Origin of the sequence: Methanohalophilus sp. RSK (genome assembly GCF_003722075.1) — an archaeon.
In the GTDB taxonomy this organism is placed as follows: domain Archaea; phylum Halobacteriota; class Methanosarcinia; order Methanosarcinales; family Methanosarcinaceae; genus Methanohalophilus.
Genome location: NZ_RDSK01000015.1, coordinates 36,761 through 56,720 on the forward strand (window position 1 = coordinate 36,761; position 19,960 = coordinate 56,720).

The following is a 19,960-nucleotide window of genomic DNA, read 5'->3' on the forward strand; positions in this document are numbered from 1 at the left end:
AATTCATTCTCCTTTGAGTTTCAGGATACGGATTGCCATATGAGCAGCATTTGCACCGTTATCAATACCGACAGTTGCAACCGGTACACCCGGTGGCATCTGTGCTGTAGACAATAATGCATCCAGTCCCCCAAGCTTGGCACCCACAGGCACTCCGATAACAGGTTTGCCAGTCTTTGATGCTATCACGCCGGGAAGTGCGGCTGAAAGGCCGGCTATAGCAATGTAAACGAAAGCCTCATCATTACCTACATATTCATCCAGTTCATCGGGATTGCGATGGGCAGAAATTACCTGTACATCATAATTGTAATCTGTGTTGTCCAATACATTGGTTACACGATTCGAAATTGCCCTATCAGATTCAGATCCCATAACTATTGCAATATCTACCATTTTTATACCTCATTTTAGGGAAGATTACCTTCGCCGCTTAATTCATGTTGCCTTTCTATATTCATCTGTATAAGGAGATTGAAAATCTGTTTTACCAAAGTGGAATCTAAACCTTTTTCAGTAGCAATAGAAACAGCTCTATCTATTACCACATCATTTTGCGTGTCGTCATTGATAGGAAGATTGGCCTGGTGTTTGTACTTTAAGATATTATCTGCAAATTCAATTCTTTTTGCAATGAGTTCCACCAGTTCCCTATCAATATTCTCTATCTCCTGTCTTACATTTTCGATTGTCATAAAAACCAACAATTGCCCGGTTTAAATTGCTCCTTCATTATTGATCTTCGTCCTTATCACATTTCCGCCCGTAATACGCTTCCCCCAGGCCTTTGCAAGTTTGTCCAGATCGGAGCTATCCCCCATTGCCACATATGCAGGTCCGGTACCAGAAAGAGTGACACCTTCGATACCACTTTCAAGGGCTACCATCATTGGTTTGGTATCAAAACCCAAAGCACCACAATAAAGAAAACCATTTAATGTCATTGCTTTCTCAAATTCCCGGTGGATAACAAGGTCATAAGCCATGTCTATCCAGGGTCCAATTAATTTTGATCCTGTTACGTCAGTCTCCGAACTATATGCCTTTTGAGGAGGAACAAAAACAAGTACATCACTGTTTTTCTTGATGCGGTTGAAAAGAATGTTCTCTTTGTTATCAGTTACTACCACACCACCAAAGAAAGACGCACAGGCATCATCGAAAGCCCCTGTGATTGTCACTCCGGATTTTTTAGCTGCTTGGACACCTAATTTTACCATCTCCAGAGGCTCCATTGATTCTTTTATGGCATCCAGAGTAGCAATAATAACAGCATTAGCCGCAGCACTACTACTTTTTAGTCCGCTAGCATGAGGTATTTCACTTCTTGTTTGTACCGTGCCCTGCATTTTCAAATTAAACAGGTCAAGAGTTATACCAACTGCATTCTCGATCAGAGTGGTATCCATATCCCCATTTTCTTCAATGATGCCTTCTATAGGACCATCGCCCTGTGATAAGTCAACCCTGGCAAATGTCTTGATGTCCAATCCAAAAGCCGCACCTTTACAGGTAGAAATTGCATTGAGGATGGTACCTGCACCCAAAGCTTGCCCATATCCTGTTACAGTCATGAAAAATATCTCCTTCTATCAGAGTTGCTGTTCAAACATTTCTTTAAGTTTACTAATATCAGCAATAATTGTATCCCGCTCTAATTCAACGGGATTTTGTTCCCTGCTGTATTTATCCGCCAACTTGTCAATAAAATCGAGTTCAACATGAGCAGAAGTAAATTCCGGGCTGTATGAAGACAAATCTTCAAGGGGGATTACTGCAACACTTCCCTTTGTAGTCTTTGCCTCCAGTCCTTTAACTACAAGTGAATAATTGAATTCCAGGAAACCATATGTACGAGCAAGGTTTCTGGATGTATCCTGAACCTGTTGTGCCCTTTTTGCATTCATACGCCGATAGGCAGCAGTTGAATCTTTATATTCCAGAAAACAGACCCTGTTTTCCCTCCACCAGACTGCATCATATTCTGCAAGAGTGGATGAATTACGGGAAGCCAGAACATTGAACAATACACCATTTACATCCGAAATGTCCAGATTTTGTCGAAAATCATATTCAGATTCTACAATATCGGGCCGGGTACGCAGACTGTAAGGCTCTTGTTTTCTAAATTCCAGCATAGATGGAAATAAAGCTACCTTTTATTTAAAATTGATCAAGGGAAGAAAAAAGGAAAATTATATCCTTATATCCTTCTTCCCCATTTTGATGTCCCCGACACCCAGGAAAGTAAACCTTGTTTCCATTGGAATACCGACCCCATGCACCTGAACATCCTTGCGGTCAACATCTATAGTTATTTCACCTTCGTCCAGTTCGGCTTCATGCATGTACTCCATTACCAATCTATGACCGATCTCCCGGGCAGCCTGTACCGCTTCTTCATGGGATTTGAAAGTTTCATTTCCACCGGGATAGAATAATGATACAGAAGAAGGACGCAGATTATATTTGGATTCACCAAAATTCGGGCGAATCAGCACTTCGATACGTTTTATTCCCTTACCTGCAAGGGCTCCTACCGCATTACCAACCTCGGCATATTCAGGCAGAATTATTTCCGCGTCTACTAACTTTTGCATATCATTTACATAGGCCTGTACAGGACCTCCAAGCAGTACCACAGGAACATCCACATGGAATCCGCCATAATGATTGCCACGGACAACTTTATTAATCTGTGAATCCTCGAGATCATTAAAGACATAGGAAAGAAGGTTCTGTGCCATGTTCATTGCAACTTCATCTTTAACTTTACCGGCAATTTCATCAGCATTTAGATCTGCGAAGTATCCAAGTGCCTTTGCACCGACTCTGGAAGCTTCACTGTCCCATTCATCATATTCCCCAAGAACATGAAGAGCGTCAGTTGGAGTAAAACCTATGGCCTGTACCAGACGTTTCTGGATCAGGCTTGCCATGACCATAGGCGATGGCAATGCTTTACTGTCCCAGTAGATGTCATTCACTGTCAGGGGTACATCTTTGATGCGCGAAAGAAGGTCTTCCTCGCGCTCTGTAAGTTCAATGGGTTCCTGTTTGGTTCTGATGAAGAATTTTGTGGGCTGGATGTTTTCCCCTAGCTGGCTTTTCAGTATACTCTGCCCTTTCTTGAGTTTTGTAGTGATTTCCGGATATTTACTGGCAGCCACACAGAGAGGAACGACCCGGCGTGGGCCTATGAAAACATTATGATTCTTGACCCACACATGACTGTCTCCACCCATTGCAGAGGTTTCCATTCTGATGGCTTCCACCTTGGTTGGCCAACCCCCGACAGTTGCCCCTTCATCTGTTATTTCAGGGAGATTATCAATAACCATCGCTACATCGGTACTTGTACCACCGACATCAATGACCAGGCAATCTTTGCTTTTGGCAAGATATGAAGCACCAACAAGGCTTGCTGCAGGACCGGTAAATATTGATTCGATCGGGTGTTTGAGAGCTTCTTTCATACCCACTATGGAACCATCACATTTGAGCATCATAAGTTTTGCATCTATTCCCCTTCGATCTATCTCAGATGCAACTGTTTCCATAAACCGGGTCGATATGGGCAAAAGCTGGGCGTTTAGATAGGCTGTAACCCCTCTTTCATATGCTCCCAGGGACTGGGAAAGTTCATGGCCACAGATCACAGGCATACCGGTCATTTCATCTATAACTTCCCTTGCCTTCAATTCATGATCCGGGTTTCTTACACTAAAATAGGATGAAACTGCAAATGACGAGACCTTATCCTGAACTTCTCCTACAAATTCTTTTATAAGATCCATGTCAAGGGGATACTTTTCGTTCCCTCCGGAAGAATGACCGCCCTGTACAGATATTGAATATTTTATGGATGAATCGTTTGGAACCTCTTCCCCTATCATGATAAGAGCTACCGGATAACCTGTACCTTCCAGAATAGTGTTGGTTGCAAGAGTAGTAGAGACCGATACCAGAGATACTTTTTCCAGAAATGACTGATCCAGGCCGTCAAGTACTTCCTGAATTCCATCCAGCAAATCAGGATAGGTCGTACGAGCCTTTCCATGATCAATAATCTTCCCATCCGAATCCCGCAGGATTACGGCATCTGTATATGTTCCACCGGCATCTATACCAAGACTGTGTTTCATTTATGACCCTCTGACAATTTTGAAATGAAAAAATATTGTATTTGATTTGAGATTAAAAATTTTATATTACGTAAGCAACAATACCGTCAATCTGCACAACGATAAACCTTTCGTTTTGCTTTCAAGTAACAAAAGGTGGTTTTTCCTTTTAAGCATAATGAAATACTGAAAATGCACCTGTATTTCAGCGGTTGTGTGTACATTCAATAACCATCAATTTTTCAAAAAACGCCCGGGTTTCAGCTACCACATAGCCACTGAACCCCTCTCGCTCCATGATATCAAATACTTCCCCTTTACCTGTAAGGGAAGAAATGAATAACAGAATACTCCCACCAGGTTTGAGGTAGGCAGATACTTCAGCAAAAAAGGTTGCTATAGTATCCCTTCCCTCAACCCCTCCATCAAAAGCATAATTGAGCCAACCCTCTAATTTTTCGTCTTCAGAAGTAGGGAGGTAGGGTGGATTGAACAGTATGACATCAAAATATGCTTTTTTCCTGAGCCCTTCGAAAAGATTACTGCGGAAAACCTGTATGCCGTTCTTATAGGCGCATTCAAGAGCATCAGAGTTTATGTCACAACCTATAGGTTCTACATTCTTATTAGCGGCAACCACTGCAGAAACAAAACCACTTCCCACACCTATTTCCAGCACATTCATGCCATCACTGATACGGTCTATCGCAACATCTGCAAGCAAAAAAGAATCTTCTGCAGGTTCGTACACTTCTTTTTCAATGCTAACAAAAGCATTGCGATATGAAATGGGAGCCATTAGTTATCCCTTGCTTCATAGATAATATTGGATATGGTTGCAAAATCTTCAGGAAAAAGCTGCTCAGCACGTTTTCCCAGGAAATCTTCAGGAATTAAACGAAGAATAGCTTCCTGGTCTGCCAGGTGCGGATTGAATTTAGTAAGAGCATTTTTCATTTTCTTGCGCCTCTGGCCAAATGCAGCCTCAACAACCCTGAAAAAGAGTTGCTCATCCTTCACCTCAAAAGCCGGTGGCCGGGGTACCACTTCGACTACTGCGGACCAGACTTTTGGAGCGGGAGTAAAAGCAGAGGGAGAAATTTTGCGAAGGAGTCTCACATCAGCAAAATACTGTGTGTCTACTGAAAGCCGACCATAATTCTTTGAGCCCGGAACTTCTACCATTCTTCTGGCAAACTCGTACTGATACATTAAAATTCCTTTTTCAAAGCCATGGTTTAGAAGGCGGAAAGTTATGGGAGAAGAGATTGAATAAGGTAAATTTGCTACCACTTTATTGAAGGCAGGCAATTCAACTTTCATTGCATCCCCTTCAATTATATCAATATTGGATACTTCGTGGAACCTATCCTGCAACACTGCCACCAGACGAGGGTCTCGTTCAATCACAATAACCCTGCCCGCTCTGGAGACCAGACGCTCGGTCAGATTTCCGATCCCGCCACCTATCTCAAGAACGATATCATCCCCTTGCAGGTCTGCAGCTTCTGTTATTGAAGCAAGGATCGGTTCATTTACCAAAAAATGCTGGTCAAGGGAACCACCCCTGATCCCATATTTTCTAAGAATAGAGTATACCACACCTACACCCTTTATTCATTGTGGGGGCGGCGATGTGGCCTTGTGAAGAGTCTGTACTTGATGTTGTCATCTTTCAGTTCTTCCATGATACGATTGACAATAGCCTTTTGAGGCGTATGTACTCCACCCACACGTTCATGGAGTTCTTCAAGACTTTTGAATTCACCTTTTTTGCGTTCATCGATTATTGCCCACATGAGTTTTTTGCCAATACCGGGTAAAAGCTCTAGCATGTGCTGGCGAGTGGTTATGGGATGAGCTTCATTGAAGAACTTTACAAAACGTTCTTCATGATGTATTACCGATTGCTCCAGTACAAATGGAAGTTCAAGTTGTGCACCACTTGTAAGATCATTGTAATGAATCCGATGCTTGACATGATCAATTACTTCCCTGTCACCCTCTCCAATATAAACTCTGGACTGTATCTGAGGAGTAACTTTATCCTTGGGGACAAGTTCCATGAGTACGAATTTCGAATCACCCACTGCCTGGACTAAAGGTATTTTCTGGTATGTGGGACGCGGGTCATTAGGATTTCCATAAGGAAGATAATCCAGAACCCATGCGTACTCTTCTCTTTCAGTTTTTTTCCCCTTTGTATTCATTATATCCTCCACGGTGCACGTAAGACTATTGATATTATCTAAAAGAAAAAGTCGTATATGGAATATAAATTTATTCCATATAATCCATTACGAGTTCAAGGATGGTGTCAAGCTCTTCATCTGTGAGAGTATATCTCTCTTTGGCATAAAGCGTACGGAGTTCATCCCTAGAAAGTGGCATTGTGTCCACTATCCGAATTGCAATCTCCGGTTTCATTTTCTCCACTTCAAGCAATTTGTTGACAAACTCGCGTGCTTGTTCAGCACTTGTCCTTGAGAACATGTCTGCATGGTTTATGGCTTTGCGCAGCTCATATCCAAGCTCTTCTTCATTATTGACACGTTCTTCCAGAATCTGGTGGAGAATTGCCCTGACCTCGGGTAACGTAAGTAATTCTTCATCAAGAACTTTTTTAACTATCATTGGAAAGCACTCATCCTTTCTGCCTTAAGTAGACCTGCCTTTAAGGCAGGAATATTGCAACAGACTAAACTATCAGAGGCAAGGCAGATATAGCTATTTCTGCAAGCCTCCGAAATTTATATTTCTAACCAGAAATCAGTATTTCTGGGGTTTAAGGTGCTGTGGCAGGACGATGACCTGCTTGTTAGCATTTCCTTCACGTACCTCAAGGATATAGGCACGCCCGCGCTGAGAGAGTACCTTACCGGTTTTACCCTGATATCTGGGATTTGGCATTCCTTTCTGGACACTGGGATCAATATCGATATGAACTCTCTGTCCTTCACTGAAACTCTGGATGGCCCTGCTCACAGGAGAGAGGCCTCTTTCCCTGATTGACTTTTTAAGCTTGTATCTTGTACAGTATCTTTCACCATTTGATTTTGGCATAATGTTCCTCCGTTGATGATATATAAATTATAATCCGGTTAATTAGATCTTCACATCGACCACATCAAGTTCTTCAACCACTGCATCAATTCCAAGCAGACCGGCGAGGCTCGGGGTCGTGCGTCCCTCGTCACTGGATATAAGCTCTTTCACATAAAGCCCGCCTTCACAGTCAACCCTGATTATTGCATGATCCTGATGATATTCGAGGAGTTCTATCGAATGCACCTGACGTTTCCTTACAAGATCAGCCCTTCGATGCGACACCCTTTGCGGTGTGCGCTGTTCGATAAGATTACCCTTGAGGTCCTCAAGAGCAGACCTGATGGCGTCTTCCGTAACAGGGGCACTGAATGTAACTTTAAGCTTATAAACTTTATCCGCCGTAGAGTTCTTCAGAGTCTGAACTCTGGCCTTGTCCGCAAATTTGAGCCCTTCAACTTCAATTTTCCCGTCAGCTTTACTGTTTATCTGTTCTTCCAGATCTGAAAGATTGTAGTCACGCCTGCCCGGATTTAGAGCTTCAACTACAAAGGGGCGACCTGCACCAAGCATTAAGGCATCTATGTCTTCCCTTCCGGCACCATGGAATTTAGTATCATCACTGCCAAATGCTTCAATTACAGGTTCACTAACCAATTCATCCACGGATTCTGGATATTGTTTTCCTGTATTATCACAGCTCTGACATCCCCTGCCCTTGCATTTGCGGCAGGGCCATCGGGTCTGGGGTATCCCGCGCACAAGTTTGCGATAGCGACCTTCAACATAAACCGAGCGGATTTCCAGTATGATATTTTCTTCTGCTATGTCAAGCATAACAACAACATCGGGCATTTTGAGGTTTACTTCCTTACCGCTGCGGGCTGCCAGGCGCTTTCCGATCTCCCTGTTAAGTTCGGTTTTCAACTGCTCGGCATAATCTGCTCCGCATTCAGCCCAGAGGATCTCTTCATTCTCAGCCAGCAGTCCACTAACCTTTGTACCCACAACAAAAGTGGAATACTCGATTCCTTCAAGAGCCTTTATAGCTCTGTCCACCCATTCATCCAGATTGTCAAAAAGCCCAATGCATACCCAGCATTCCTCTTCTTCGCAGGAAGCATTCAGTGACTTACATGCGTAGGAGTTGGAAGGGGCGAGTTTTTCAAGTAAATCCTTATAGCCTTCTTCTTTCATCAGGCGTGCAGCTTCTAAAGAGAGGGATAATTTGATAGCCTGTCCTCTTTCAGCATTTGTCAGGCCAGTAAGCAAGCGGGCAAATTGCCTGCCCATACAATTGTCGCATATTGGGCCTTCCTCAATGATTCGTGCTGCTGTTTGCATTATGGTCATGTATTCACTTCCAATAGCAAAAAGGTTAATATTCTTTTTCCCTGCGGTCAAGTTCGTTGTGCAAAATTGTAATGCAATGATCTGAATGGAGGGATATCGGGCCTATATTAAGTTTTATTGCACCGGCTTTTTCTATCTCTGCCTCTTCTTCTTCAGTAACACCGTTGTGATCACCCAGAATAAAGACCATATCCCCCCCAGGCAGTTTTTCTTCCCGGATTTCCTTGCCGTCTTCAAGCAGATAATACAGGGAGCAACCCTGCTGCTTGAATTCGGAAAGGAGAGTGGACAGGTTTGCATCACGCACAGTGACACCGGGAGTAGAGCGGATCTCAAAGTCAGAGGAATCCTTATCGAGGGCTTTTTTGATAAGGGAACCGCTGCTTCGTTCATCCGGATTCAGGTAACGTACGGTCTCACCGTCGAATTTGATAACCCTGCCGGGGTCGGGTTCTCCGAGAAGCAAGAGGTGGATCTGTACGTCCCGGCGCAGGTCATGGGAGAGAAAAAGGGCTGAATTTACGCACCTGCACAGTATATCCATCCTGCCGGCAGAACCAGGCAGGTCATTCAGGGAAAAATCATCGGCTGTATGGGCCTTATGGGCAATAATGAGAAAGTGTTTCATGATATGTTATCCTTTCAATTTCTGATGCCGATAAAATGTTCAGTACTATTTAAAGTTGATTATGCGTACTGTTAATTCAGCAAGTTTATAAATTTAAAGGAAGATTGAATTATTGTAAATCCTACAGGAGTCACACAGATGGCAGACGAAATTGATTATGATATCATTGGGAATGACATGCAGCTTGTGGAGATCGAACTCGACCCTTCCGAAAGTGTGAGGGCAGAGGCCGGAGCCATGATGTATATGGGCCAGGACATCAAAATGCAAACATCAACAGGCGGCGGACTTTTCAAGGGACTCAAGAGAATGGTTACCGGTGAGAGTTTCTTTATCACTTCCTTTACCAATGACGGAGACGGTAAGGAAAGGGTCGCATTTGGTGCACCATACCCGGGCAAAATTATTCCTATAGACCTTTCAGAAGTAGGTGGAAGTTTCCTGTGCCAGAAAGATGCTTTCCTGTGTGCGGCCAACGGTATAGAGGTGGGTATTGCATTTTCCAAGAGGATAGGTGCAGGCCTGTTCGGGGGAGAAGGTTTCATTCTCCAAAGACTGGAAGGGGACGGCCTGGCTTTTGTGCATGCCGGTGGAACAATAATCAAAAAAGAACTGGATGCAGGAGAGACCATGCGTGTGGATACCGGCTGTCTTGTGGCTTTTTCTGAATCTGTGAACTATGACATAAAGTTTGTAGGGGGCTTTAAGAATGCCTTGTTCGGGGGAGAAGGAGTGGTCCTTGCTACAGTATCAGGCCCCGGTACGGTGTACCTGCAGAGCCTGCCATTCTCCAGACTGGCTGACAGGATTGCGGCTGCCACAGGCCTTGGTTCCCAGAGTAACAGGGGCGAAGGCGGCGGCTTGAGCGGCATCCTCGGCGGCGATAAGAACTTCTAAGGAGCATAAAATGATGCGTATACTTGCAATGTCCGATGCACACGGGAATTTTACACGCATCCCTGCCATACTTGAGAGGGCAGGGGATGTGGATTTGATACTGGTTGCAGGAGATATTACCAACTTCGGGCCGGATGAGCAGGCCCTGGAGATGATGGGAATGTTTGACAAACCAACCCTGGCCATTCCGGGCAACTGCGACCTGCAAAGTATTTGCAGCATTCTGGATGAGTCAAAGGCCATAAATCTCCATGAGCGTTTGTGGACCATGGGGAATGTGGCTTTCATAGGGATGGGCGGATCCAACCCCACACCCTTCAAAACTCCCTACGAAATTGAGGAGGAGGAAATTGCAGCAACCCTGGACAAACTGGCTGCTGAAGGAAGACAGAAGGGCGATTACCTGGTGCTGCTGTCCCATTCACCCCCTTACTGCACGCTGGATCGCATCGAAGCCGGCAATGTGGGTTGTAAGGCTGTAGCCGATATGCTGGGCAAGGTGGACCTGATAGTCTGTGGCCATATCCATGAGGATAAGGGAGTCATGGAAGTGGCAGGTACAACTGTCGTGAATACCGGTATGGCTTCGGAGGCTTCTGCTGCGCTTATCGAACTGGATGAGAAGTCGGGCAAACTGGATATCGAGATGCTGCAGGTCTGATCTCAGGGATCGATTTCCAGCAGGTCCGAGGCGATATACACCTCACCTTTGAATCGGCTGCGCAGGTATTCCAGTGATTCCTGTTCATGGCCCTGCATTTGCGGGTAGAGATGGGTCAGGTAGAGTTTGCCTGCATCAAGTTTTTCTATATAGGGGCCCAGCATGTCCGGTGTGGTGTGGCAGTCGACGTCAAAACCCGGAGGAAACGAACATTCGTGAATGAGAACATCGGCCCCCTGTGCCAGTTCCATGAGGGAGTCACAGGGTTCGGTGTCCCCGGCATATACCATTATTTTCCCTCCATCTTCGAGCCTGTAACCCAGGGAGGGTACACTGTGCACTCCTGCAGCACAGCTGAGCCGGCAGTCACTACCTTCAAGTGCGATTTGCCGGCCGGGTTTGAGTTCGGTGACGGAGAGGTCAAACCTGCCCTGTAGATAGGGATACAGCCCGATCAGGCCGTCCAGCCAGTCCCGGGTGCCCGGGGGCCCGTAGATGACACAATCGCTTTTCTCGCACAACCAGCGGCTCTTGAGCAGGGGCAGGACATCGGCCACATGATCCAGGTGCAGGTGGGTCAGGATGATTGCATCAACATCCCGGGGATCACGCCCGCTCTCAAAGAGGCGCTGCAGCACCCCGGCCCCGCAGTCAAAAAGTAATAAACCGCCGTTCTCAGTCTCAACTGCAATCCCGGACTGCACCCTGCCGGGCCGAGGGATTGCCACACCGCTACCAAGGAATTGTATTTTCATGCTTACCATAATAAGGTTTAAGTAACTTAACTCTAATTATGGATTCCGAATGGCTTTATAAAGCCCATTCATCCAACCAACCGGCAAAGGCTAATTCTACACATCTTCCTGCGAGGGTTGCCCAGCCCGGTCAAAGGCGCCGGACTTAAGATCCGGTTTCGAAGGAATTCGAGGGTTCGAATCCCTCCCCTCGCATCGCTTTTTTGGGTTATAGGTAGGTTGGAAAAATGCAACCTTCTAATAAAAGGGAGGTTCGATTTTTAAAATAATTATATGTTTCTAATTTTTAAAGATATTTTTGGAAGTGTTTTTGGGTTTAATGAAAAATGAGTGTTTACAAAAATATTCAATACTCAGATTTAATCCCTTTTATAAAATGTTAATATACGTTGGTATTATTCCTATATTCTATTATTTACCTTTTAAACATATAACAATATTTTTATAACATTATTTCTGATTCAACAAGGGGTGGTTTCTCAAAATGTCATTCATAATAGATTACATAAATAATAAAAAAACCCTAAATGATTCGGAAAAAGAAATTATTAAAAATATGTTAAATAATACTTCAATAAATGCTAGTGATAATGAATTAATTGAGTTGTTTGATAAATTAATAGAAAGGTCTCTTAGAGGGAAATTATGAGTCGCAGAATATCTACAATAGAAGTTAATAATTTCAGGCCTTACAGAAATGTAAATATCGATTTTTCATTATCAGATAATAATCCAGACTTAAACATAATATTAGGAAATAATCGATTTGGTAAATCGAATATCTTAAAAAGTCTGCTTTGGTGCTTATATGGTGAATTGCCTAATTACGATATACTTAATGATAATATCAAAAATATTCGCCATCGTGATGAAAATGTGTTTGTCAATATTAGTCTCGAAAATTCTGCCAAAGGTTACTTGAAAAGGGATTTAACGGGCCTTACATATATTAAGAAAGACAACATATCTAAGAAATTTGTTCCTTGTGAGTATCCTAAAATAGAAGTTGAAAAGATATTGCCTAATTCTATAAAAGAATTGTTTTTATTTAAAGGAGAAGATCTAGATGATTTTTTTGGTGAACAAAATAAATATTATCTAAAAGATACAATAGAATCTTCTTCTAAAATAAGTGATTTGGTTAAAATTAAAAAATTACTTGCTGATATAGAAACTAAATATCGGAAGCAAATTGCGAAAAACAACAAAACTGACGATAAATTAAGTAAGATTGGTAAGGACATAGAAGAATTTAATAAATTAGATAAGCAGCTCGATCAAGATATAGAGAAAAATACAAAGCTTATTGAAGCATATAAATCGAAAGTTGAAGATATCAACTCTAAATTGTTACATACTGATGAAAAACACATAAATAGCTTGCTTCAACAGGAAAAGAGTATTCAAAATCAGCAAAAAATAATTGAAAGTGGGATTGAAGAACAAAAAAAGGAAATTGTGAAGTATTTTTTGACTGAATTATCCAATGGATTTATTAAGTCGGCTATTAATGATTTGAAGAATGAATTGTCTTCGATGGAAGATAAAGGAATGTTCCCTCCACCAGTAAATCCACAAACAATAGAGAAAATAAAAGAGAAGAAGAGATGTATTTGTGGCTGTGAATTAAACTATCAAATGGAAGAAATATTAGATGAATTATACAAAGATGTGAATACAAATAAAGTAGATGATTTGTATAAATTAAATCTTCAACTGTATTTTAATGAAGACAAATACATAAATAAATATAAACAATTTAAAAATTTGTTTGACCAAAAAGTTGCATTGGAAAATGAATTAACAGACACCATGAATAACTATGAGAATATTTCTCAAGAACTTATGGACATAAAAGCTAATGATGTCCCTAAATTACAAGCTGAAAAAAGGGCATATAGGGATGAAATTGGTAAACTTGAAGCTTCTAACAAGCAGAAAGAGATGGATTTACATTCCTGTAGACAGAGAATTCTTGTTTTAGAAAACGAATTCAAAAAGCTCTCTTCAAAAACAGGATATTCAAATGTTCTTAATAGTAAACTAAAATATGCAGGTGAGTTGAAAGAGACGTGTGGTGAACTATATGATGAAATGTTAGATGATGTTCGCCAAGATCTAGTGACAAAGACGAAAGCAAATTTCAAAAATTTGTTTTGGGAAAATTACAAATATATAGATTATGACATACAAATTGATTCACACTTCAGAATAAAGGCAATAACTCCTGAAGGTGTGGATATGATTAAATTTTTGTCAACTGGAGAAACAAAGGTCTTAGCACTTTCTTTTATTACTTCACTTTCTGATTATTATGGATTTGATTTTCCGTTAATCATTGATGCACCATTTTCAGATTTACAAAAAGAGGTTGTTAATGATGTATTTGATGTTATTCTAGAAATATCTCATGAAAGGCAAGTAATAATATTTACAATTCCAGAAGAGAATATAATGGATAAAATAGTAAAACAATCTAATGTAGTTTATAAATTGCAGAAAGATAACGTGGACAATACGATCATGGAGAGAGTGAAATGATACAATTAGAAGATCCTCCTCGTGACATTAAAATCGAACAATCTACAAAAGATAAATATAAATTTTTATCTGGTATATTTAATAATGTAGATATGAAAACATTATTTGTTTTTAATATGAAAATTGGTTTTTATTTTGGAATACAAAAAAAAATACAAAAAGCAAATCATATAGGTCAATTGAGTACACTAAATGAAAGTGATATCGTAGACATGATTACAATTGCGTATTCTGTGAATAAAAATATGAGTGAAATATTTGATGGACAAACAGTTGTCCATACTTGTCAAGAGTTAGCCAATGGTGGTACAGAATATTTGTATAATTTATTTACAGAAAATAATAAAGATAATTTATACATAATTGAAGATATAGCTGATGAACTCGTGGAGACTTTATCTAAATAAATCTGTATATAGATACTCTAAATCGTAATATTTGATTATTGTTTTTAATTTTGAATCGTTAAAAACTGATAGTGGATTATTTGAATATTTTACAAATTCAAAACACCGATTTATTTCTTTTAGAGCAATTTTTTTCTCCATATCATATAATGTAGGATTAATTTGATTGCCAAATGGTGGAATCACGATGAAGTCATAAATATTTGCCTTTTTATCTTTCTCTTGTGATTTTCTCAAAACTCGCCCTCTTCTTTGTACATATTCTCTTGGATTCATTGAACTTGAAAGAATTATAGCATTTTTTGCTTTGGGAATATCAATTCCTTCATCTAAAACTTTCATGGAAATAATAATATTTATATCACCTCGTTCAAAGCTATCAATAATAGAGGATCTTTCGGAAGATGGTTCATTTCCTGTTATCTGTGAGTATGTTGTTGAAATTTCATCTAATTTTTTCTTTATTTCACCAAGTTGGTATTTATCTAAGCAAAAAATAAAAGTATATTCCAAATTTTCTTCGCGGAGAAGCCTATCAATAAGTGATTTAAAATTCATCAACTTATTTTTTGATTTTTTAATAATTTTTGCACGTTTATTAAGCAATGATTGCATAATATCTTCTTTATTGTCAGTATCCACAAAAGATGTAGTACTTATTTTTTTTGTAAGATTTGTATATTCATTAAATTCTTGGTGGTTCATTTCTACTACTTGCAGGTAATAATTATAGGGACAAAGCACTTCATCTTTTATAGCACATCCTATATCATAAGTATATTGTTCTTTTCCAAAAAAAGAAAAAAGTAATTCATTTGTTTCTTCATCATACATCCTTTCAGGGGTAGCACTAAGTCCCAATCTATAATTTGCCATGCTCATAAATTTTTTATCTTCAACTGTAACAATGCGACTTTTTGAACCTAATGAATGCATCTCATCCGCAATAAAAAATAAATTATCAACATTATAGCCACTGAATCTTTCTATTATTTTTTCAAGTTTATTATATGTAGATATTATAATCAATTTGTTTAAACGATTTTTACTATAATCGTGTAATGAACTACTAAGTAAAAAATCCCAATTATATTTATCCATTAGAAGTATTTTATCAAAATATACGAAATTATTTATTTTTTCATACCATTGATTGCATATTTCATTTGTAGGAGCTACTATAAAAGTAATCATTTTTTTCTCGATATTAATTAGCTTAATAATTGCTGCAATTCCAAGTATTGTTTTGCCTGTACCTGTTGCCATCTCGGCAATAAGTTGGAAATTATTTATCTCCCATTGATCAATTGCTTTTTTTTGGTAAGGCCTCAAAGAAATAGTTTTTTTAGCTAATTTCGAGATACAAGGACTGTAATTCTTATTAAGTGTTTCTAAGTTTATTTCAGAAACATCATTTGGCGCTTTTTCAATTATTTTATTCTTAATAGCTAACGGTAAGGGCATAACTTCAATACTTTCTGAAAAACCATTCCATATTCGCTCAAAATGAATCAAATCTTGCTTAAAATATACTCTTTCATAATTATTCCAGTTTCTAAAAACTTTAAATTCTTCTATGTTGCCAATCCATCCTTTTCCGGTTTCATTAATAGAGCCACTAAACGAGATTTTGTTGGAATCCTTATCTGACATTATACCGATTTTTTGATGAAATAAGCTTTTGAATTCAGATATAGTATTTTGTTTTGGTATTGCAATCTTTATTTCAATCAAATTTTTGTATAGTAGCCATCCGAATATTTTATATATTTCTTTTGAAAATAAATTTTCTATTGACTCTTCATGCAAAAGAGAATTTATTTCATCAACAACTACACTTGGATCTCTATAGATATCTTCAGCTACTATTACATCTTGTTGGTTGGACAACAACCCAGTTATCAATTTCATTTTTCCTTGGTTGCGTATAAATTCAGCCATACCTTTAGCAGATACCGCAAGGGCCATTGAAGAAAAATATCCTGTTATTCTACTATATTCAATAGAATTGCTTAAACAAGGTATGTAAAAGTCATTTAAAACATCATCATCTTCAGATGAATAAGCTGGTTTTAGATATAGGTCTTTTAGGGAAGACATACTATATGTTATGAAGAGGATTCATTTATAAATTTCTCTATGAAGCAAAAAATATAATATCTGTTTCTTATGAGATACTCAAAAAGATTAATATAGAGAAATTAATTAGTAATGCACAATGAAAGTTATGGAAAGCAACCTTATTAATAAAGTATATAATATAGATGCACGGTACCTTTTTAAGGTTGTGCAGGAAAAAATTATTGATGTAACAATAACTTCCCCTCCCTATTTTGATTTGAAAGATTATGGAGTAGATGAGCAAATTGGAAAAGGACAATCATATACAGATTATCTCAATGATTTAAATCGCATATTTACTCATGTATATAATATTACAAAAGATACAGGAAGTTTATGGGTTGTATTAGATACATTCAAAAAGAATGGAGAAGTATGCCCTTTACCATTCCATTTCGCTGAAGAGATGAGAAAGATAGGTTGGTTGTTTCAGGATATAATAATTTGGGACAAAGTCAAAACAGTACCATGGAGCCAAAAGGGGCAGACTAAAAAAAGATATGAATACATTTTGTTATTCTCTAAATCAAAAGAATATAAATATCATTTGAATCGGGGGCGTGAACATCGACCTGAAAATTTGAAAGAATGGTGGATAAAATATCCTGAAAGATACAACCCTAGAGGTAAAGCACCTGAAGAAATATGGGATTTTCCAATTCCTAATCAAGGATCTTGGAGCAACGGTTGTATAAACCATTTCTGTCCTTTCCCCTTAGAAATGATTGAGAGAATGTTAGAATTGACATCAGATGAAGGGGATGTTATACTTGATCCTTTTGCAGGTTCAGGGTCTGTGTTAATACAGTCAAATTTAATGAAGAGAAATTATATAGGATTTGAATTAAATAAAAGTTATGTAAATAAATTAAACCAAAATATGAATATCATAATGGATCAAATGTACAATAATTTAAATGGTAACAATAAAGAGGTGAATAATAAATTTAATTTTTATGAGACAATCATTAAGTTGAGAATTCTAAAGTATGCTAGGATAATGGCAAAAAAAATTGATATAAATTTTCCTAGGATGGTGGATTGTATATATGTGACTCAATCAACAAAAAAACCTATTGAAAACAATATTTATTCTCATGCTAACTATACAATTTATCTCTCCAGTAATAAAAAACAAACTTCTATAGATGATCTCAAAAGTTATGTGCACGATATCACAAATAGGAAACCATTATCGAAATTTGGAATTAGTCCATCTATAAAATTCTCATTTGAAAGACCAAGCACTCAATTAAACAAAAAAGTAAAAATATATGAATATACAAAACTTAATACACATATGTATAAAAAAATGTATGATTATCAAGATAGTGACCATCTTTTAATTTTAAGCCCTATAAAAATGTATATTAATGAAAAAAAATATATTGATTCTATCCGATAAAATAATACTATGAATGTTAATTATAGTTAGTAATTAGGTTTATCGAATTGCTTAGTAATTGAATTTCCTTCGTTTCATTCATCAGTGTCCACCTTTCTAACAAGTTGCTCCCATTGATTGAGCCTCTCCTGTACATGTTTATTCAAACTAAACGGTTTATCAACTCTGGCTCTACGCTTCAAATCATGTAGAGTACCCTTTGAGAACCCCAATTTTTTCCACTCAACATAGGAAATATCAAGAATCAACTGCCTGATTTCCATGTTGTCCTGTCTTTCAATTTCATAGACAGGAGACATGAAATCAACGGTTTTGCGTTTACCAACAAGGTATTGAGCCAGTTCTCTTGTCTTCAGGAGCTATATAGCACTCCATGTATGCTGTTTATTCCTGTATTGAGCACGTTTATTCAACCATCGATTAACTTCCTCAGTAACCTTTCTGGCCCCTGTAAGTTTAAGCCTTAGCGCATAGGTTTCTGTCCGTATCAACAGAACGACTGACAGGCACAGGCAACAGGTCACTGCGACAGTTGTGATGCAGTGGTGGTCTCATTCTGCTTGCTTCAACCGAATCTGCATCAAAAACCGTGCCATGCAGGGCCCTGCACTGTGGTGAGGTACGGTCATCGATCTCTGCAAAGAATTCGACCTGTACTCACGCATGAAAACCACCTCATGCATGCGCATAAACCACTTCTGAAAAAATCCTGCTTTTCAATTCATCCCTTACAGCACGTTTCGAGATGATATCTACCTTTGACCCGAACTCGTCTTCAAGAAAAATTCCAAGAGCTGCGAGATCAAAAATATCCGCCCCTTTCTCAAACTCAACAAGGAAGTCAATATCGCTGCCGGTTTTGTATTCATTCCTCACCACCGACCCAAAAAGGCCTATTTCCTTAACCTTATAGTTCTTTTTCAATTCCGCAAGCATCTCATCCAGTCTTCCCAGAATAATATCCTTTTTGATCATATTAATTCCCTTATGAGATCTCTGATACACATTTTGGAGGGTCTTTTTATATTATTGCTTTGGTTGGCGTTGTCTGGCCACTCCCATGAATTCATTGATTTCAGAATGAACCTAGAGATCCTCATATGAATCATCAATGAAACAGAAATTGAATTTTTAGTGCAAGCCAACACATGGAATACACCCCCTTTTATAAGATTATGCTTCAATAAAAAAATAGAGGATAGTTACTCTACAAAATCCAAAATAGGAGAATTAATATGAAAATAACTGTTTTCAATGGTAGTCCCAGAGAAAGAAAAAGCAATACCCATCGAATTATTGATCCTTTGTTGGAGGGGGCCAGGCAAGCGGGTGCTCAGACAGAAGAGATATTCCTGGCAGAGCATAATATCAATCATTGTTGTGGTTGTTTTAGTTGCTGGACTAAAACTCCCGGAAAATGCGTAATCAATGACGACATGTCCGAGCTCATAGATCTTTTTTTTGAATCGGATCATGTAGGAATGGCCACTCCTGTCTATGGATTGTTTATGACCTCAATACTAAAGAAATTCAACGAAAGACTGCTGCCTACCGCAACTCCACATATTCACAAAAATGAAGATGGAAGCTGTTATCATGAAGAAAGAATGCACTATCCCCGTTTTTTTATGATTGCCAATTCAGGATTTCCCGGAGAACACAATTTTGACTTATTCAAGGCATATATGGCGTCTCAGAATCCCGTACTGGAAGTCTACCGAAATAGTGGAGGAATATTAGAAGACTGTCCAGACGAAAGTGTCAAAAAAAGAATCAACGAATTTTATGATGCACTGCGAGAGGCCGGAAAAGAAATGGTCAACGAAGGTCAGGATTCAGAAGATATAATTAAAAGTATTCATGCCGAACTAATCAGTGATGACGAGTTTATGGCAGGTGCTAATCAGTACTGGGATGAAGAAATAGCAAAAGGTGAATCATAAACAAATAGGAAGTAATATTTGCCTCAAAACGCAACACATGAAGAGTGCATTCAATTGAGGCATTCAATTTCGCTAAAACA

Annotated in this window: 23 protein-coding genes, 1 tRNA gene and 1 pseudogene; 8 read left to right on the forward strand and 17 right to left on the reverse strand. The window is 39.1% G+C overall.

Features of this window, described 5'->3' with window-relative positions; translation table 11 throughout:
• Window positions 1-3: 3 nt before the first annotated feature.
• From EFE42_RS08195 to trmY, 12 genes are all read right to left on the reverse strand, one after another.
• Complete coding sequence (locus EFE42_RS08195; RefSeq protein WP_123136785.1) at window positions 4-396, reverse strand: AIR carboxylase family protein; 393 nt, start codon at window positions 394-396, stop codon at window positions 4-6.
• 14 nt (window positions 397-410) lie between these two features.
• A complete protein-coding gene (locus EFE42_RS08200; RefSeq protein ID WP_123136786.1) occupies window positions 411-695 on the reverse strand; it encodes a chorismate mutase in 285 nt (94 codons plus the stop codon).
• Window positions 696-716: 21 nt separating this feature from the next.
• Window positions 717-1,574 (reverse strand): shikimate kinase, encoded by an 858-nt coding sequence (locus EFE42_RS08205; RefSeq protein ID WP_123136787.1) that lies wholly within the window; start codon window positions 1,572-1,574, stop codon window positions 717-719.
• An 18-nt stretch (window positions 1,575-1,592) separates the two neighbouring features.
• Window positions 1,593-2,138: a hypothetical protein gene (locus EFE42_RS08210; RefSeq protein WP_123136788.1), complete on the reverse strand. Its 546-nt coding sequence runs from the start codon at window positions 2,136-2,138 to the stop codon at window positions 1,593-1,595.
• A gap of 57 nt (window positions 2,139-2,195) precedes the next feature.
• Window positions 2,196-4,145, reverse strand: coding sequence for a hydantoinase/oxoprolinase family protein (locus EFE42_RS08215; RefSeq protein WP_123136789.1), 1,950 nt, complete (start codon window positions 4,143-4,145; stop codon window positions 2,196-2,198).
• Between the two features lie 184 nt (window positions 4,146-4,329).
• The gene (locus EFE42_RS08220; RefSeq protein WP_123136790.1) at window positions 4,330-4,923 is read right to left on the reverse strand and encodes a HemK2/MTQ2 family protein methyltransferase; all 594 of its coding nucleotides are present in this window, start codon (window positions 4,921-4,923) and stop codon (window positions 4,330-4,332) included.
• Window positions 4,923-5,726, reverse strand: a complete 804-nt coding sequence (rsmA, locus tag EFE42_RS08225; protein WP_123136791.1) for a 16S rRNA (adenine(1518)-N(6)/adenine(1519)-N(6))-dimethyltransferase RsmA — start codon at window positions 5,724-5,726, stop codon at window positions 4,923-4,925. The genes EFE42_RS08220 and rsmA overlap by 1 nt, the downstream gene beginning before the upstream one ends.
• An 11-nt stretch (window positions 5,727-5,737) precedes the next feature.
• Window positions 5,738-6,334: a DUF655 domain-containing protein gene (locus EFE42_RS08230; protein WP_123136792.1), complete on the reverse strand. Its 597-nt coding sequence runs from the start codon at window positions 6,332-6,334 to the stop codon at window positions 5,738-5,740.
• Between the two features lie 70 nt (window positions 6,335-6,404).
• Window positions 6,405-6,758: an RNA polymerase Rpb4 family protein gene (locus tag EFE42_RS08235; protein WP_123136793.1), complete on the reverse strand. Its 354-nt coding sequence runs from the start codon at window positions 6,756-6,758 to the stop codon at window positions 6,405-6,407.
• A gap of 135 nt (window positions 6,759-6,893) precedes the next feature.
• Window positions 6,894-7,187, reverse strand: a complete 294-nt coding sequence (locus EFE42_RS08240; RefSeq protein ID WP_072561922.1) for a 50S ribosomal protein L21e — start codon at window positions 7,185-7,187, stop codon at window positions 6,894-6,896.
• Between the two features lie 42 nt (window positions 7,188-7,229).
• Entirely contained in the window at window positions 7,230-8,522 is a 1,293-nt protein-coding gene (locus EFE42_RS08245; RefSeq protein WP_123136890.1) for a tRNA pseudouridine(54/55) synthase Pus10, read from the reverse strand.
• 25 nt (window positions 8,523-8,547) lie between these two features.
• Window positions 8,548-9,150: a tRNA (pseudouridine(54)-N(1))-methyltransferase TrmY gene (gene trmY / locus EFE42_RS08250; RefSeq protein WP_123136794.1), complete on the reverse strand. Its 603-nt coding sequence runs from the start codon at window positions 9,148-9,150 to the stop codon at window positions 8,548-8,550.
• Between the two features lie 138 nt (window positions 9,151-9,288).
• Here trmY and EFE42_RS08255 point away from each other — a divergent pair, with 138 nt between their 5' ends.
• A complete protein-coding gene (locus EFE42_RS08255; protein ID WP_123136795.1) occupies window positions 9,289-10,047 on the forward strand; it encodes a TIGR00266 family protein in 759 nt (252 codons plus the stop codon).
• 10 nt (window positions 10,048-10,057) lie between these two features.
• The gene (locus tag EFE42_RS08260) at window positions 10,058-10,708 is read left to right on the forward strand and encodes a metallophosphoesterase (protein WP_199724113.1); all 651 of its coding nucleotides are present in this window, start codon (window positions 10,058-10,060) and stop codon (window positions 10,706-10,708) included.
• 2 nt (window positions 10,709-10,710) lie between these two features.
• On the opposite strand, the gene EFE42_RS08265 is transcribed toward EFE42_RS08260, so the two are convergent.
• Window positions 10,711-11,463 (reverse strand): MBL fold metallo-hydrolase, encoded by a 753-nt coding sequence (locus EFE42_RS08265; RefSeq protein WP_233564786.1) that lies wholly within the window; start codon window positions 11,461-11,463, stop codon window positions 10,711-10,713.
• A gap of 110 nt (window positions 11,464-11,573) precedes the next feature.
• On the opposite strand from EFE42_RS08265, the gene EFE42_RS08270 reads away from it, so the two are divergent.
• From EFE42_RS08270 to EFE42_RS08280, 4 genes are all read left to right on the forward strand, one after another.
• Window positions 11,574-11,658 (forward strand) — tRNA-Leu (locus EFE42_RS08270).
• A 289-nt stretch (window positions 11,659-11,947) separates the two neighbouring features.
• Window positions 11,948-12,112: a hypothetical protein gene (locus EFE42_RS10530; protein ID WP_158599213.1), complete on the forward strand. Its 165-nt coding sequence runs from the start codon at window positions 11,948-11,950 to the stop codon at window positions 12,110-12,112.
• Window positions 12,109-14,004: an ATP-binding protein gene (locus EFE42_RS08275; protein WP_123136797.1), complete on the forward strand. Its 1,896-nt coding sequence runs from the start codon at window positions 12,109-12,111 to the stop codon at window positions 14,002-14,004. Before EFE42_RS10530 ends, EFE42_RS08275 begins: the two co-directional genes overlap by 4 nt.
• Window positions 14,001-14,411, forward strand: a complete 411-nt coding sequence (locus tag EFE42_RS08280) for a hypothetical protein (RefSeq protein WP_123136798.1) — start codon at window positions 14,001-14,003, stop codon at window positions 14,409-14,411. The genes EFE42_RS08275 and EFE42_RS08280 overlap by 4 nt, the downstream gene beginning before the upstream one ends.
• On the opposite strand, the gene EFE42_RS08285 is transcribed toward EFE42_RS08280, so the two are convergent.
• Window positions 14,400-16,511, reverse strand: coding sequence for a DEAD/DEAH box helicase family protein (locus tag EFE42_RS08285; RefSeq protein WP_123136799.1), 2,112 nt, complete (start codon window positions 16,509-16,511; stop codon window positions 14,400-14,402). The two genes, EFE42_RS08280 and EFE42_RS08285, sit on opposite strands and share 12 nt — an antisense overlap.
• A 118-nt stretch (window positions 16,512-16,629) precedes the next feature.
• Here EFE42_RS08285 and EFE42_RS08290 point away from each other — a divergent pair, with 118 nt between their 5' ends.
• On the forward strand, window positions 16,630-17,937 hold the full coding sequence (locus EFE42_RS08290) for a site-specific DNA-methyltransferase (protein WP_123136800.1): 1,308 nt from the start codon (window positions 16,630-16,632) through the stop codon (window positions 17,935-17,937).
• Between the two features lie 74 nt (window positions 17,938-18,011).
• Here EFE42_RS08290 and EFE42_RS10790 read toward each other — a convergent pair whose 3' ends face one another.
• The 3 genes and pseudogenes from EFE42_RS10790 to EFE42_RS08305 all read right to left on the reverse strand — a co-directional run bounded on the left by EFE42_RS10790 (window position 18,012) and on the right by EFE42_RS08305 (window position 18,912).
• Window positions 18,012-18,236, reverse strand: coding sequence for a hypothetical protein (locus EFE42_RS10790; protein ID WP_233564787.1), 225 nt, complete (start codon window positions 18,234-18,236; stop codon window positions 18,012-18,014).
• A gap of 157 nt (window positions 18,237-18,393) precedes the next feature.
• Window positions 18,394-18,576: pseudogene (locus EFE42_RS11025) on the reverse strand (minor capsid protein); the annotation flags it as partial.
• A gap of 36 nt (window positions 18,577-18,612) precedes the next feature.
• Complete coding sequence (locus tag EFE42_RS08305) at window positions 18,613-18,912, reverse strand: nucleotidyltransferase family protein (protein WP_123136802.1); 300 nt, start codon at window positions 18,910-18,912, stop codon at window positions 18,613-18,615.
• Window positions 18,913-19,172: 260 nt separating this feature from the next.
• On the opposite strand from EFE42_RS08305, the gene EFE42_RS08310 reads away from it, so the two are divergent.
• Window positions 19,173-19,880 carry a flavodoxin family protein gene (locus EFE42_RS08310; protein WP_123136803.1) on the forward strand — a complete coding sequence of 236 codons (708 nt, stop codon included), beginning with the start codon at window positions 19,173-19,175 and terminating at the stop codon, window positions 19,878-19,880.
• Window positions 19,881-19,960: the final 80 nt, after the last annotated feature.

Bases quoted from the DNA above. Each gene is read 5' to 3' on its own strand.
- EFE42_RS08260 (WP_199724113.1), top strand. From the start codon at position 10,058: ATGATGCGTATACTTGCAATGTCCGATGCACACGGGAATTTTACACGC.
- EFE42_RS08310 (WP_123136803.1), top strand. From the start codon at position 19,173: ATGAAAATAACTGTTTTCAATGGTAGTCCCAGAGAAAGAAAAAGCAAT.
- EFE42_RS08240 (WP_072561922.1), bottom strand. From the start codon at position 7,187: ATGCCAAAATCAAATGGTGAAAGATACTGTACAAGATACAAGCTTAAA.
- EFE42_RS08215 (WP_123136789.1), bottom strand. From the start codon at position 4,145: ATGAAACACAGTCTTGGTATAGATGCCGGTGGAACATATACAGATGCC.
- EFE42_RS08265 (WP_233564786.1), bottom strand. From the start codon at position 11,463: ATGAAAATACAATTCCTTGGTAGCGGTGTGGCAATCCCTCGGCCCGGC.
- EFE42_RS08290 (WP_123136800.1), top strand. From the start codon at position 16,630: ATGAAAGTTATGGAAAGCAACCTTATTAATAAAGTATATAATATAGAT.
- EFE42_RS08235 (WP_123136793.1), bottom strand. From the start codon at position 6,758: ATGATAGTTAAAAAAGTTCTTGATGAAGAATTACTTACGTTACCCGAG.
- trmY (WP_123136794.1), bottom strand. From the start codon at position 9,150: ATGAAACACTTTCTCATTATTGCCCATAAGGCCCATACAGCCGATGAT.
- EFE42_RS08230 (WP_123136792.1), bottom strand. From the start codon at position 6,334: ATGAATACAAAGGGGAAAAAAACTGAAAGAGAAGAGTACGCATGGGTT.
- EFE42_RS08200 (WP_123136786.1), bottom strand. From the start codon at position 695: ATGACAATCGAAAATGTAAGACAGGAGATAGAGAATATTGATAGGGAA.
- EFE42_RS08205 (WP_123136787.1), bottom strand. From the start codon at position 1,574: ATGACTGTAACAGGATATGGGCAAGCTTTGGGTGCAGGTACCATCCTC.
- EFE42_RS10790 (WP_233564787.1), bottom strand. From the start codon at position 18,236: ATGTCTCCTGTCTATGAAATTGAAAGACAGGACAACATGGAAATCAGG.
- EFE42_RS08280 (WP_123136798.1), top strand. From the start codon at position 14,001: ATGATACAATTAGAAGATCCTCCTCGTGACATTAAAATCGAACAATCT.
- EFE42_RS08245 (WP_123136890.1), bottom strand. From the start codon at position 8,522: ATGACCATAATGCAAACAGCAGCACGAATCATTGAGGAAGGCCCAATA.
- EFE42_RS08305 (WP_123136802.1), bottom strand. From the start codon at position 18,912: ATGATCAAAAAGGATATTATTCTGGGAAGACTGGATGAGATGCTTGCG.
- EFE42_RS08275 (WP_123136797.1), top strand. From the start codon at position 12,109: ATGAGTCGCAGAATATCTACAATAGAAGTTAATAATTTCAGGCCTTAC.
- EFE42_RS08255 (WP_123136795.1), top strand. From the start codon at position 9,289: ATGGCAGACGAAATTGATTATGATATCATTGGGAATGACATGCAGCTT.
- EFE42_RS10530 (WP_158599213.1), top strand. From the start codon at position 11,948: ATGTCATTCATAATAGATTACATAAATAATAAAAAAACCCTAAATGAT.
- EFE42_RS08210 (WP_123136788.1), bottom strand. From the start codon at position 2,138: ATGCTGGAATTTAGAAAACAAGAGCCTTACAGTCTGCGTACCCGGCCC.
- EFE42_RS08220 (WP_123136790.1), bottom strand. From the start codon at position 4,923: ATGGCTCCCATTTCATATCGCAATGCTTTTGTTAGCATTGAAAAAGAA.
- EFE42_RS08285 (WP_123136799.1), bottom strand. From the start codon at position 16,511: ATGTCTTCCCTAAAAGACCTATATCTAAAACCAGCTTATTCATCTGAA.
- EFE42_RS08195 (WP_123136785.1), bottom strand. From the start codon at position 396: ATGGTAGATATTGCAATAGTTATGGGATCTGAATCTGATAGGGCAATT.